Below are 13,649 nucleotides of genomic sequence, written 5' to 3' on the forward strand. Positions count from 1 at the left end.
GAAGGGCTTCTTAACAAAAAAAGCTCAGCCGACCCATTAAGGTCCTGAGCTTTTTGATTTATTTAGAGTATTCACTTACTTCAAACGTAAGGATACGATCATATAGCATGTAATCCTTGCGGCTGCTGAATGGGCCTTTATTGTTATCGTGCTTATTGATTGCGTATGAAGCCGATCCAGAACCAGCCTGCTTGCCCTCATACCATGCAATGAAGTCATTGACCTCTTGCATACTCAAATCAAATTCCTTCTCTAAGCCAGTTGTCATGGTGACTACCAGAATAGCACGATCCCCGTTTGGAGTTGGTTCCTCTGTTCCTGGATTAGGAGTGGAGCTCGACACTTTAGACATCATCTCTAATTCGCTAAGAGCTAGATACTGACTTCCATTATTGCCTGTAATATTAATTCTATAATCCTTGTATGAATTAGAATTAGAAAAAGTGAATTTTTTGGGAGTGCTATTTACCCATCCAGTGATATTTGACTGAGTGTCTAGCACGTTCCAAGTCATCCCATCATTTGAGCCTTCGAAAGTCCAATTTTTAGGGGCACGGTCAGTTGCCGTTGTCTGTGGATATATAACATATTGCTCAATAACTTCGGGGTTAGGAAAGTCATATCTTAGCCAAGCAGCAGTTGTACTTGATGTCCACGCACTAGCAATAGTAGCAAATTCCTTGTTAAACGCCTCATATGCGTATGAATATTCATTACTTGCGCTTGCTACTCCAGATGGCAAAATGTTAGTTGTCATATGTGGAACTAGATTTTCTGAATACTCTGCTTCGGCTGCAAAAACATTGGATAAGGGAAGAGATAAAAGAACTAAAAATAAAATTGTTATACATGCTTTCTTCATTAAATAATCCTCCAATAGGTTTAATAGAACTAAGAATAATTTAATTGAGGAATTGTGTCTAAACATAAACTTGCTAATCTATAAATATAATCTAAATATTTGCATATTTATTTTTTAATGGGTATAAAAAAAGACTCTATCGGCTGATAACCAGTAGCGTCTCTCATCCTTATTTCACAATAAAACTCACCTTTGTACCATCATTATACTTATTTAACTGACTACTTACCCAAGATCCTGTTCCCCTGTTGTACTAAGGGTTATGTATCGGATATCAGCACCTGCGCCACCTTCAGCGCACATCGCCATCGGTCACTCGTCGCGGTCAAATCACTTTTTTTGTAGGAACATCTTTTAAAGACTCTTCCGAGTTTCTTCAGCTCCGTCCCGTTCAATAGTACATACAGCAGAATGGCCGGCTGCTATAGCATCTTTGTTGTGTGCTCCCATTTCTGGATAGCGCGAACTCGGAAACTCCAGTGTATACTCAGCTACTGCTTATTGGCTTGCTACCGATGGTCTATTAATATGTGGAATAATTATAAGTTTGAATTTTGTAACGGGTGCATCCTGCTAATAATTCGCATGTGGAGTCGGTATAACTAATAGAGATTGAATCGTGCCTATACCCATTTAGGAAGTTCAAGTCCTAATAACCTACTCCTGTAGCTGCATAGTCTTCCTAATCATTTGCCCAAGTTTTAAATTGCTTGTTTCTTGCATAATTAATGACATGCTCTGTGTAAGCTTGTGGAGTTACAACACCTTTTGGATTAGCCACGTCACTACTTGCATTTGCAAAGCCTGTTCCTGTGGGAAAAGAACCCTCAAAATCAATCCAGCCGAGCCCATCTTTACATCTACTCTAAATTCAAACTGCTCGATAATAAAGAAATTCCCACAAACCAATTAAGAGACTAATTCCCTTACTATCTTGAACGACGCATCATCCACCCACCCAATAACGTCGCTTAGCTTGGACAAGTTAGATGTCTCCAGGCTGTGAACCAGCCACTCCCTATGTTTCCCCATTAACTTTATAATCGCTGCCTCTCCACTGAAGTGTGTAGTATCCAGAACGCAAACCGTTGGTGATACCTTCATCAGTAGATTTCCAAGTAACTGTGTCGTGAGGAGTGATTACTAATGCATCAATATATAGTTTGTTTGAACCGTCGTGAATTAAACTCACCTTTACTGGATGATCAGAGTGATTCTTCATACGAAGTTTAACATGACCCCATCCTTTAGGGACATTAAAGGATTCTCCTACAGTTGCGCTTCCACCCGATCTTTGAGAAATTATGGTGTTTTCGCTAGTTGTACTTACTGAAGCTGAAGCAACCCCTACCGTAGTTGCTATAGCTAAAGATAAAATCGAGAAAAGAAATATTCTTTTCTTCATAAATTCCCCTCCTATTTTTTTTTGATTTGGTCTACCTGAAAGAGACTTCCGACTACAATCTGGTAGTTCTTTTTATATCTACTCTAAATTCAACTACTTCGGTGAATTCTGTGGTAATTCCTGCATTGAAGAAAGCTCTGCTAACCTTATGGTCGGCAGAGCTTTCTTTAGCTTTAGAATCCCCCAATTTGTACAAGGGTCTGAATAAGCTGCTCATGATTGTGAGCCGGTACAGTTATAAAAAACAAAAAGCTACTCGCAACAATTAACAATGCCATTTTTTTCAACATTACTTAACCACACCTTTTCAATTAGATTGGAGAACTCTGTTTTGATTTCAGGAGTCGCATGGACTTGAAAACGCATAAACAGACCAATACAATTTATAAAGTTTGTTTCATTAGTTATTATATGTGACTTTGCCATTGCATACATCAAGTATTTAAAGCCATCACTGTATTTCACCCGATGTAAATAATAATGAGCCATTTCGTAAGCAAACCATGCGAAATAGTCTGGTATTACTTGTTGGGTATATATATCAGATGATGTTGGGAGTTGAGCAAATGAATTAATATTTGTTTCAAAACGTGAAAGGACATCATCCACATCTATTTCATATCGGTTAGCCGCTATCATAACGTTCAACAGCTTTGAGAGTTTCTCATTTTCGTTAGCGGTTGATGTTGCCGCTATATATTCAACATAGTCTGGCAGCACGCTAACATCTCCAGACAGGAGTTTATTGACGTACGTGTTACCTTCTGCCCACTGACTGAACAGGTTTACCCAGTGTTTTGTATCCTCGTCATCCTCTTTAACCCAGTCTAAATCCGCATAGGCGTATGTATATTGTAGAGCTTGTTGATAATCGCCTTGGGCTTCACAAACACTAGCACACAACAAATCGGCGTAAGCAATGTATCCAAATAACGGATTTCTGGTTTCCTTTTCATGCTCCCTGTTCTTTCGATTCTTCTGCTGATGCTTTATGGAATATTGTACTTCAGCTTTCCCTCTCATTTGCCTTGCCATTTCCTCAACCTTGTCCCACTTACGCAAAGACCTGTACACATTAGCCAAATCCTTTAACGCATCAAGTTGTTCTAAATCATCTAGGCGCTCGACATAAGACTCAAATAGTATAGCTGCCTTGTGGTTGCGGCTTTGGTCGTCACCAATCTGAATCGTGAATATACGATATTGACAGACTGCCAAGCGTTCAGAATGTTGATATTTCTCCGCTTCAGCTACCCCCTCATAGAGCAGCAATGCAGCCGCATGTCTTCCCTGCGCCAACAATTCTTCTGCAATTTCAAATAGCTTGGGTGAATACAGTAGATTGTCCATGATGGCTCCCACCACTCGACGGATTGCATCCAACTTGTCCAACTCCGCACAGCGAAACAAAAATGGCTCGATTCGTCTCATATTCGGAGGATGGTCGATGATGTAGTTTTCTATGAACAAGTCATAAAAGTGACCTTCCGGTAACCCCATAGCCTCGGTAATGCGATCTATCTGGTTAACAGACATAGATTTATTGCCTGACACTATGCTACTTACTATCCCCCTATTCATGCCCGCTATATGCCCAAACTCCATCATGCTCAAACCTTCTTGTTTTAGATATTGTTCCAATTCTGCTCTAATCGTGGGTGTAACTTTCATAGATAAACCACCCTCCATACAGAAGTACCAATATTTATATATTATTGCATTCTATTGTTGTCCATAATTTAACAGTTGTCAATAATTTTTATTTATTTGCATCGAATGTCGAAGTATATAAAATAAGCAGTTCCAAAGAGTCACTCTGCATTGAAGTCAAATAACCCTGCCACTGTTACCGGTGAGACTTATGTTAATGGAAATATAATCCTTCAAAAAGCAGACACTTACATTGATCTGACTGTACAAAAGTACGGAGGGTTACTTGCTGAGTGGGACTACAAATGATTGGTGATATTATGCTACTCTATAAATAAGCAAATAATTTAATCAAGAGGTGTAATAATGCGGTTTCATGAATTTTATATCGGACAAGTATTTAAAACCAAGTCTTTAAAATTAACTAAAGAGGATATTACCAGATTTGCAAGGGAGTTTGACCCGCAATATATGCATTTAGATGAAGAGAAAGCATTACAAGGTAGATTTAATGGAATTATCGCTTCAGGAATTCAAACATTAGCTGTTTCTTTTAAGCTTTGGGTTGAAACAGGCAGTTACGGTGATGAGGTTATTGCTGGAACTGCTATGAATAATATTAAATTTATTAAACCAGTATATCCAGGCGACGAATTGTACACCATTGTTGAAGTGATTGGAGTAAAAGAGATGAGGAATGGAACAGGACTCGTTACTGTATTGCTGTCGACTTTCAACAACAAAGAGGAGCAAGTTTTTGAAGGCGATTTATCCGTTCTGGTTAAACAGTAAAGTTTCATAAAAAATCAATTATTACAAGTTTGAAGAGGTCCATGCATTTTAGCACGAACCTCTTCTCTTTATTCTAACGTGGCTTGACTTGCGGCTTCATGTTCAGCCACACGTTGCAGTAATTCCTACTAAGTCTTCATTTGGCGACCTTGACGTTGCCCTTCTACAAACTGAATATCGCATAGATTCTACATCTTGAACCCGTACTTTTCCACCATTTTGGATAACATATCTATGCCTTCTGGAGTTCGACTAGCATTTCCGTCCAATGTAATAATAATAAATTGATATTGCAAATCATGTAATGAATAATTTACTATAAATCTCTGAGATTCGCACTGAGCTATTTCAGTATAGAGGGCTTTGAGAATGCCATTTACTAATCTCAGCCCATAGTATGTCATTCAACTGCTTTTGTATTGGAGCTGTACAAACAACACGACGGAATGAGAAGCATCATACAAACCATAGAGGTATAGCTACTTCAAGAGTGGTCTAATCTATGTAAATTTTTGGTTCAGTGTAATGAATTTCACATCTTTCCGAGTCAACCTGTTCTACCATAGAAGGGTGATACGCCGTGCTGGGCAGACCACTTGGGTCGGGACGGTTACGTTTTGTTCTAAAACCAGCTACACAGGCTGTCTGGCATGCGCGGCAAGTACGCCTTTATTTTGATTCGAAGCGGAGTGTCCAGATGTTGAATACCGAATTGGAATACCGTGAGCGCATCAGGAAGTTGGCCGTATGTATTGTCAAGCACTACCGTGGAAAAGGACCGGACAACGTCAAGGTTTCACTGGATTCGCCGCTCCGGATTACGGTAGAAATTCGAGGTACATTGTCTAATTTGTCCGAAATTCTCGTTCATGAAGGGGCCGAGGACAAGGTCAGGGAATATTGGAACGTCCTTCGTCCCTATCTGGAAAAGGAGTTTATGAACGAAGCCGAAAAAACACTCGGCAGTCCCTTCACTTATACTTGGGAGGTCTGCCCCTCCGTCCATGGAGACGGACACATTATCATTTCTCTAGAACTACAACACATACACCGGTTGGATTAGCGGGAAGGAGCTTGTCTCCTCGCTCGCGGATAAGCCAGTACAGGATGCAGCGTAAAGCGGCATTTTTGTATTGGCTTTTTTTATGTTACGAGTTTCATCTATTTCATATAAAAGAGGTGCTGCACTTATGGCAGACAAGGTATTGACCGTATGTCCCTACTGCGGGAGCGGTTGTCAGCTTCATTTGCTGGTGGAAAAAGGACAGGTAATTGGCGCAGAGCCGGCTGGTGGTCGTACGAATGAAGGAACGTTGTGTCTGAAAGGACACTATGGATGGGATTTTTTGAATGACCCACAAATTCTGACTGCACGCTTGCGCAAGCCCATGATTCGCAAAAATGGAGTTATGGAGGAAGTGGAGTGGAAGGAAGCCATTCAATATACTGCCGAACGGCTGTCAGCAATTAAGGAAAAATACGGACCCGACTCCATTATGGGAACGGGCTCCGCACGCGGTCCGGGAAATGAAGCCAATTATGTCATGCAAAAGTTCATGCGGGCGGTCATTGGCACGAACAATATTGACCATTGCGCTCGTGTATGCCACGGCCCTTCTGTGGCAGGTTTGACTTACTCGCTCGGAGATGGAGCTATGTCCAACTCTATTCCTGAAATTGAACACTCTGATCTCATTTTCGTGTTTGGATATAATGCACCCGAAACACATCCAATCGTCGCAAGACGCATTGTAGCTGCCAAGCAAAGAGGCGCCAAGATTATTGTATGCGATCCGCGCATGACCGAAACAGCTCGTATTTCGAATATGTGGCTACCCCTAAAGGGCGGTTCAAACATGGCTTTGGTGAACGCTTTTGGTCATGTACTTGTGCATGAAGGACTGTACGACAAACGATATGTGGAAGCAAACACAGAAGGCTTTGCCGAATACGTAGACAGCATTAAAAAATATACTCCCGAATATGCGGAAGGCATTACGGGGGTCAAGGCGGCCGATATCCGGGCGGCTATGAGGGAATATGCAAAGGCCCCTACCGCTACAATTTTGTACGGAATGGGTGTATGTCAATTTTCACAGGCCGTTGATGTGGTAAAGGGGCTCGCTTCCCTTGCACTGTTGACGGGAAATCTGGGCAAGCCGAATGTCGGTATCGGACCAGTACGGGGACAAAACAATGTACAGGGTTCCTGCGATATGGGCGCTTTGCCGAATGTGTATCCTGGCTATCAGGATGTAACAGACAACACAGTCCGCAAAAAGTTTGAAAAAGCATGGGGTGTTGAGCTGCCGCGTAAAAAAGGCTATCCACTTACAGAGGTACCGCACCTCATCCTGAAGGAGAACAAGCTGAAAGCTTATTACATTTTCGGAGAGGACCCTGTACAAAGTGATCCGAACGCCGCCGAGTTGCGTGAAGCCCTAGACCAATTGGAATTTGTCGTGGTTCAGGATATTTTCATGAACAAAACAGCGCTGCACGCCGATGTCATCCTCCCTTCTACTGCTTGGGGCGAGCATGACGGTGTATATTCTTCGGCAGATCGGGGCTTTCAGCGCATCCGTAAAGCCGTTGAGCCACAGGGTGATGTTAAGCCAGACTGGGCTATTATTAGCGAGGTTGCTACCGCCATGGGCTACCCTATGTCCTATGCAAACACAGAGGAAATTTGGGATGAAATGCGCAGCCTCAGCCCATTATTCTCGGGTGCCAGCTACCAAAAAATGGAGCAGCAAGGCGGCGTTCAATGGCCTTGCCCTACCGAGGATCATCCAGGTACACCGTATTTGTATAAGGGAAATCAATTCTCGACACCTAGTGGCAAAGGCAGATTATTCGCCTGCGAATGGCGTCCGCCACAAGAACAACCGGATGCAAAATACCCGCTTGTCTTGTCCACAGTCCGTGAGGTAGGTCACTATTCCGTGCGAACCATGACTGGCAATTGCCGCGCGCTGCGCCAGTTGTCTGATGAGCCTGGCTTTATTCAGATTAGCCCAGAAGACGGAGCAGATCTGAATATTCGGGATGGCGAAATTGTTGCCATATCCTCCCGTCGGGGACGCATCATGGCACGGGCACAAATCAGTGACCGTGTGCAACAAGGTGCGACTTACATGACCTATCACTGGTGGGTTGGAGCATGTAACGAGCTGACCGCTGATTTTCTCGATCCGGTATCCAAAACCCCGGAATTAAAATACTGTGCCATCCGTCTGGAACGGATCGCCGACCAAGCGCAGGCCGAACGTGATGTACATGAATCGTACCAACGGATTCGCAGACAGATGAACGTCCAGGAAGCTGTTTTGGCTGATAAGGTGACGAGATGAGCGGCACAGGGAATATGATGCGCCGTCCGACAGATAACCGGTCAGCTTCGACGAGTAGAATGGGAGCAGCCAGTAGAACAAGCGCTGTTGCTTCTTCTTTTGTAGTCGCAGACGCCGGGCAGTGCATCGGCTGCAAAGCCTGTGAACTGGCGTGCTTCGCCGTTCACAGTCAGGCTAACGGTATAGGAGCTTCGGTCGGAACCGTCAGCGTACCTGTTGTACCCAAGGTGTATGTTGTACGTACAGGGGAGATCTATGTGCCGGTGCAATGCCGGCATTGCGAAAATGCCCCCTGCGCACATGCCTGTCCGGTACAGGCCATTCGTCAGGAGGACGGCGTCGTTATGATAGATGAGGAACGATGTATCGGCTGTACCTCTTGTGTTTTGGCCTGCCCCTTCGGGGCAATTGAGGTGTCTCCGGTCTACCGGGCAGGACACGTTGTAACGCAGTCCGGCCTGACTCACCGTGCAAATCGAGTCGCCCTTCCCCGCACCGCGGCAAGCAAATGCGATCTGTGCGCGGAAACAGAGAACGGACAGCCTGCATGTGTAGAGGCCTGCCCGAATCATGTCCTACGGCTGGCCAAAGGTATATCCGACTCACCTCCAGAGCCTCGGCGGGAAGTCTTTTTCCCACGCCTATAAGGTCAAAATCAGCCGCAGAAAGGTAGAAAAACATGTCAACCACAATAGACAAGATCTCTTCACCTCCTTGTATGAAGACGACTGATTGCACAGACCCTGTCATTCATATTGACCCTACGCTCTGCACGGGATGCAGACGTTGTGCTGGGGTTTGTCCAGTAGATGCCATAGAGGGACTGCCCGGAGAACCGCAAACCGTTAATGCAGACCGATGTGTTATTTGCGGTCAATGTGTACAAATATGCAGCGTATACGCATCTGACTGGGCAGGTTCATCTCCGCAGGAAGGCGCCGCTAGACGGCTGGAACGTATCCAAGAACGCGATATGCCTGCCGACATCAGAGAGCCGCTATTCGCTGCCTATTATAGCTACAACTTGAATAAGGTAGCCGATATGATGACCAAACCTGGACAGTTTCGGATCGTCCAATGTGCTCCTGCCATTCGTGTTTCACTCGCGGAGGAATTCGGAATGCCGTTCGGCACCTTGACGCCTGGGAAAATGGCTGCTGCTTTGCGCCGCCTTGGCTTCGATCGAGTATACGACACCAACTTTGGAGCTGACGTGACCATCATGGAGGAAGGCACTGAATTGATTCGTCGCGTGACCGAAGGCGGTCCCTTACCCATGTTCACATCCTGCTGTCCAGCATGGGTCCGATTTGCAGAAATAGAATATCCCGATCTGCTAGACCATCTATCCAGCTGCAAATCCCCGATGCAAATGTTAGGAGCGCTAATCAAATCTTATGGCGCACAACTAGACAAGGTGGAACCTGCGAATATATACAGCGTTGCCATCATGCCATGTACCTGTAAACAATTTGAGTGCGATCGTCCCGAAATGGAATCTGACGGTTATCGTGATGTGGATGAGGTATTGACCACGCGTGAACTTGCATACTGGATCAAGCAACGCGGAATTGATTTTGCGAACCTGCCTGATGAAGAATTCGATTCACCGTTAGGACAATATTCAGGTGCAGGCTCCATTTTTGGAGTCACCGGAGGAGTCATGGAAGCTGCCATCCGTACAGGTTACGAGCTGCTGACAAATGAAAAACTGCCGAAGCTCCAACTCGATTTTGTTCGTGGTGAGGAAGGCATTCGAGTAGCTGAGGTTCAGGTAGGCAAGCTCCAGCTCAAGGTAGCTGTCGTCGCCGGGCTACAACATGCCTATCAGCTATTGGATCGTGTCCAGGCGGGCGAATGTGATTATCATTTTATTGAGGTGATGGGCTGCCCTGCTGGATGTATCAGCGGAGGGGGACAACCCAAGCTCATGTTAGAAAAGCAACGAATTGAAGCTTATCGGGCACGTAAATCCTCCATCTATGGACATGATGCTGCACACCAGGTACGAAAATCGCATGAGAACCCTCACATCATCAAACTTTATGATGAATTTTTAGGTGAGCCGCTGGGTCATGTGTCGCATCATCTGCTGCACACGACCTTCCAACAACGGGGGCCCGGCAAGCAAAGCCGCAGTAGCACTATTTCCACCAAAGGGGATACGGGTTACTCCATTCATTAATACGTTAAGTTATTTTTATGCTGTATACATTATATTTGTCGTTAGTTAGAGAGGAGTCGAATTGTATGAACCGTTTTGTTTTAGCTGATCCCGATCAGTGTATCGGCTGTCGTACCTGTGAAATCGCATGTGTCATCGCACATTCAGCGGAGAACCCTTTTATCTCGCCGGATGATGAGTTTCATTTTCACCCTCGTCTGAAGGTTATCAAATCATTTGGAGTCACTGCACCCGTTCAGTGTCGTCACTGTGAGGATGCCCCATGCGCCAACGCTTGTCCGAACGGCTCCATTACGAATGCAGATGGCTGCATTCTCATTAATAGTGAAAGCTGCATTGGCTGTAAAACCTGCATGATCGCCTGCCCTTACGGCGCGATTACCATGGTACCCGAGTATCGAAACGGGCAGCCTGTAGTGCAGGACGGATTGTATACCAATATGTCAGGTCGTTTGCAACCCAAAGAACGCATGATTGCCAGTAAATGTGATTTGTGCGAAGGCGTGGACGGCGGTCCGGCCTGTATTGGTAAATGTCCAACACAAGCCCTCAAGCTGGTCGAGCCAGATCTGGTTCATGCCCGGGTAGAGGAAAAACGCGCTGCAAGTGCACGTCAGCTACTGCATATGACACGCATTCCGGCAACGGGTCTATGACTGAAGGTCTTTCTCTGCCTACAAATACGCGAACCGAGCGGGATGCGCTAGGAGAGATGGAAATTCCCGCAGATGCCTTTTACGGTATTCACACCGCACGCGCGATGAACAATTTTGCGGTCAGTGGCAGGCCCGTGAACCAAAACTTGATCCACGCTCTTGTGTTGGTAAAAAAAGTAGCCGCTCAAGTAAATGGTGAGCAGAAACGAATTCCTGCCCAACGGGCCTCCGCCATTGTAAATGCCTGCGACGAAATACTCGTCGGGAGGCATCAACATATGTTTACCGTGGATGCCATGCAAGGCGGCGCAGGCACCAGTACCCATATGAATGTAAATGAGGTCATTGCTAATTTGGCCATCGTACAGCTGGGAGGCAGACCAGGGCAGTATGAGATTTTACATCCGCTAGATGATGTGAACTGCTGCCAGTCTACGAATGATGTCTATCCGACAGCGCTACGAATTGCAGCGATACGGCTGCTTCGGCCTTTATGTGACACGATGTCTTCGTTACAGGATGCTTTACAGCACAAAGAAACAGAATATGCCGACTTGCTCAAGCTAGGCCGCACTCAGCTAATGGATGCCCTGCCCATGATGGCCGGGCAGGGCTTTGGTGCCTACGCAAAGGCTATAGCGCGCGACCGCTGGCGTCTCTATAAAGCTGAAGAGCGGCTACGGGAAATCCCTATTGGGGGCACGGCGATTGGCACAGGTATGAACGCGCCCCGCGCATACAGCTATCGGATGGTCGAAAAGCTGGCGGATGAGACTGGCTTTGGACTGAGTCGCAGTGACCACCCAATGGACCCGATTCAAAATATGGATGTCTTTGTGGAGGTGTCCGGTCTACTCAAATCAGCCGCCGTGAATCTGTACAAAATATCTGGCGATTTTCGCCTACTGGCCTCTGGTCCTTTCGGTGGTTTTGGCGAATACACGCTGCCTCCAGTTCAGGCGGGATCCTCTATTATGCCTGGCAAGGTCAATCCGGTAATAGCTGAAATGGCAGGACTCACAGCCATGCGTGTGATAGCCGAAGATGCGGCTATCACTATGGCCGCTGCCTCCGGTCAGCTGGAGCTAAACGCATTCCTGCCGCTGATTGCCGAATCGCTGCTGGAATCGCTACATATTCTGAACAGCGCGGTTCGACTATTCGAGGAGCGATGTGTGCGCGGCCTGATCGTGCGTGAGGAACGCTGTACTACAAATCTGCGTAACTCAGCCGTGATGGCTTCTGCGCTGGTCGCGGAGCTTGGCTATGATGAAGCTGCCTCTATTGCATCTGCAGCCATTGTGCAAGGTCGCGCACCAGAGGATATTGTAGAAGATCGCGGCCTACTGACCCGTTCGCGGATTGAGCAATTATGCCATCCCTATACAGTAACCAAGCCCGGAATTCCGGGACAGGAAGAAGGAACTCATCATGGGAATGAATGATACCCCTCGTAGCAACCGACCACATATCGTCCTGCTCGGTCGCCGCAACGCAGGCAAATCCAGCATTCTGAACACCCTGACCGGTCAGCCCGCCGCTGTGGTATCTCCTGTAGGTGGTACGACCACGGACCCCGTTTTCAAACCAATGGAGCTGCTCCCTGCGGGTCCCATTGTTCTGGTGGATACCGCCGGACTGGACGATGAGGGTGAGATCGGAGAGCTGCGCCGCAACAAAACGCTCGAAATACTTAATAGTACAGACTTGGCCCTGCTCGTTATCGACGCCACCGTTGGTGTCGGACCATTCGAGCATGAGCTACTCGAAAAGCTCCGCACCAAAAAGATTCCTGTTATTGGGGTATTGAATAAAATAGATACCCTTACTGAATCAAATAAAACGGCTACAAAGCTGGCAACTGAACTGGATCTCACCCTGATTCCATTCAGTGCATCTTTGCTTTGGGGAGACACGGAACTGAAGAAGGCTATTACTAATACGCTCCCTCAAAACGAGGATCGTTTCCGTATCGTCGGTGACCTGTTGTCACCCGGCGATGTTGTTGTGCTGGTCGTTCCCATCGACAAAGCTGCACCAAAAGGCCGATTGATCCTGCCACAGCAGCAAACAATCCGCGATACACTAGAGAGTGATGCCATCGCTGTAGTGACCAAAGAACATGAACTACGATTGACGCTGGAGAGATTGGGACGTAAGCCTCGCTTGGTCATTACCGATTCACAGGTTTTTATGAAAGTAGCGGCCGACACACCCAAGGATGTGCCTCTTACCTCTTTTTCCATCCTGTTTGCCCGTCATAAAGGCGATCTGGACGAACTGGTACGAGGTGCAAGAGCCATTGATCGCCTCAAGGATGGAGACCGTGTACTCATTGCCGAAGCCTGCACTCACCAATGCCAATCTGACGATATTGGTCGAGTGAAAATTCCCCGCTGGCTCCGCCAAACGATAGGCAAACGTCTCATCATCGAGCATGCATCCGGCTCCAGCTTCCCTGATGATCTGAGCGAATACGCACTGGTTATTCATTGCGGTGCATGCATGCTCAATCGGCGTACGATGCTTCATCGAATGTCGGAAACAAAAGCTGCCGGGGTGCCGATTGTGAATTATGGTATTTTCATCGCTTATGTACAGGGGGTCTTTCCCCGTGCTATTGAATGCTTCCCATCTGCTATGCTGGCATGGGAGCAAGCTGTAGAAGCCGGCAGTTATTCCTAAAAGACCTCATCTCATCATTAATATTTTTTTCCAGACACACAAAAGCAGTCGCGCTGATTCC

The 13,649-nt window shown here is 46.3% G+C and carries 11 protein-coding genes and 1 pseudogene; 8 read left to right on the forward strand and 4 right to left on the reverse strand.

Features of this window, described 5'->3' with window-relative positions; all coding sequences use genetic code 11:
- Positions 1–58 precede the first annotated feature (58 nt).
- From MHI21_RS14680 to MHI21_RS14695, 4 genes and pseudogenes are all read right to left on the reverse strand, one after another.
- Entirely contained in the window at positions 59–862 is an 804-nt protein-coding gene (locus MHI21_RS14680; protein ID WP_342418429.1) for a discoidin domain-containing protein, read from the reverse strand.
- A gap of 169 nt (positions 863–1,031) precedes the next feature.
- Positions 1,032–1,342: pseudogene (locus tag MHI21_RS14685) on the reverse strand (NucA/NucB deoxyribonuclease domain-containing protein); the annotation flags it as partial.
- Positions 1,343–1,880: 538 nt separating this feature from the next.
- A complete protein-coding gene (locus MHI21_RS14690; RefSeq protein WP_341163887.1) occupies positions 1,881–2,267 on the reverse strand; it encodes a hypothetical protein in 387 nt (128 codons plus the stop codon).
- Between the two features lie 252 nt (positions 2,268–2,519).
- Positions 2,520–3,938 carry a transcriptional regulator gene (locus tag MHI21_RS14695; protein ID WP_342418430.1) on the reverse strand — a complete coding sequence of 473 codons (1,419 nt, stop codon included), beginning with the start codon at positions 3,936–3,938 and terminating at the stop codon, positions 2,520–2,522.
- Between the two features lie 345 nt (positions 3,939–4,283).
- On the opposite strand from MHI21_RS14695, the gene MHI21_RS14700 reads away from it, so the two are divergent.
- From MHI21_RS14700 to hydF, 8 genes are all read left to right on the forward strand, one after another.
- Positions 4,284–4,709 carry a MaoC family dehydratase gene (locus MHI21_RS14700; RefSeq protein ID WP_028540679.1) on the forward strand — a complete coding sequence of 142 codons (426 nt, stop codon included), beginning with the start codon at positions 4,284–4,286 and terminating at the stop codon, positions 4,707–4,709.
- A 580-nt stretch (positions 4,710–5,289) separates the two neighbouring features.
- Positions 5,290–5,772, forward strand: coding sequence for a DUF2294 domain-containing protein (locus MHI21_RS14705; RefSeq protein WP_238807852.1), 483 nt, complete (start codon positions 5,290–5,292; stop codon positions 5,770–5,772).
- Positions 5,773–5,899: 127 nt separating this feature from the next.
- On the forward strand, positions 5,900–8,062 hold the full coding sequence (fdhF, locus tag MHI21_RS14710) for a formate dehydrogenase subunit alpha (RefSeq protein ID WP_165177138.1): 2,163 nt from the start codon (positions 5,900–5,902) through the stop codon (positions 8,060–8,062).
- The gene (locus tag MHI21_RS14715; protein ID WP_342418431.1) at positions 8,059–8,709 is read left to right on the forward strand and encodes a 4Fe-4S dicluster domain-containing protein; all 651 of its coding nucleotides are present in this window, start codon (positions 8,059–8,061) and stop codon (positions 8,707–8,709) included. The genes fdhF and MHI21_RS14715 overlap by 4 nt, the downstream gene beginning before the upstream one ends.
- Positions 8,710–8,741: 32 nt before the next feature.
- Complete coding sequence (locus MHI21_RS14720; RefSeq protein ID WP_322159837.1) at positions 8,742–10,247, forward strand: [FeFe] hydrogenase, group A; 1,506 nt, start codon at positions 8,742–8,744, stop codon at positions 10,245–10,247.
- A gap of 65 nt (positions 10,248–10,312) precedes the next feature.
- Entirely contained in the window at positions 10,313–10,903 is a 591-nt protein-coding gene (locus MHI21_RS14725) for a 4Fe-4S dicluster domain-containing protein (RefSeq protein WP_013310648.1), read from the forward strand.
- On the forward strand, positions 10,900–12,348 hold the full coding sequence (locus MHI21_RS14730; protein WP_342418432.1) for an aspartate ammonia-lyase: 1,449 nt from the start codon (positions 10,900–10,902) through the stop codon (positions 12,346–12,348). The genes MHI21_RS14725 and MHI21_RS14730 overlap by 4 nt, the downstream gene beginning before the upstream one ends.
- Positions 12,335–13,588, forward strand: coding sequence for a [FeFe] hydrogenase H-cluster maturation GTPase HydF (gene hydF, locus MHI21_RS14735; RefSeq protein WP_341163891.1), 1,254 nt, complete (start codon positions 12,335–12,337; stop codon positions 13,586–13,588). The genes MHI21_RS14730 and hydF overlap by 14 nt, the downstream gene beginning before the upstream one ends.
- Positions 13,589–13,649: the final 61 nt, after the last annotated feature.

The sequence above is a fragment of the Paenibacillus sp. FSL H8-0168 genome, assembly GCF_038592955.1.
GTDB lineage: Bacteria > Bacillota > Bacilli > Paenibacillales > Paenibacillaceae > Paenibacillus > Paenibacillus polymyxa_B.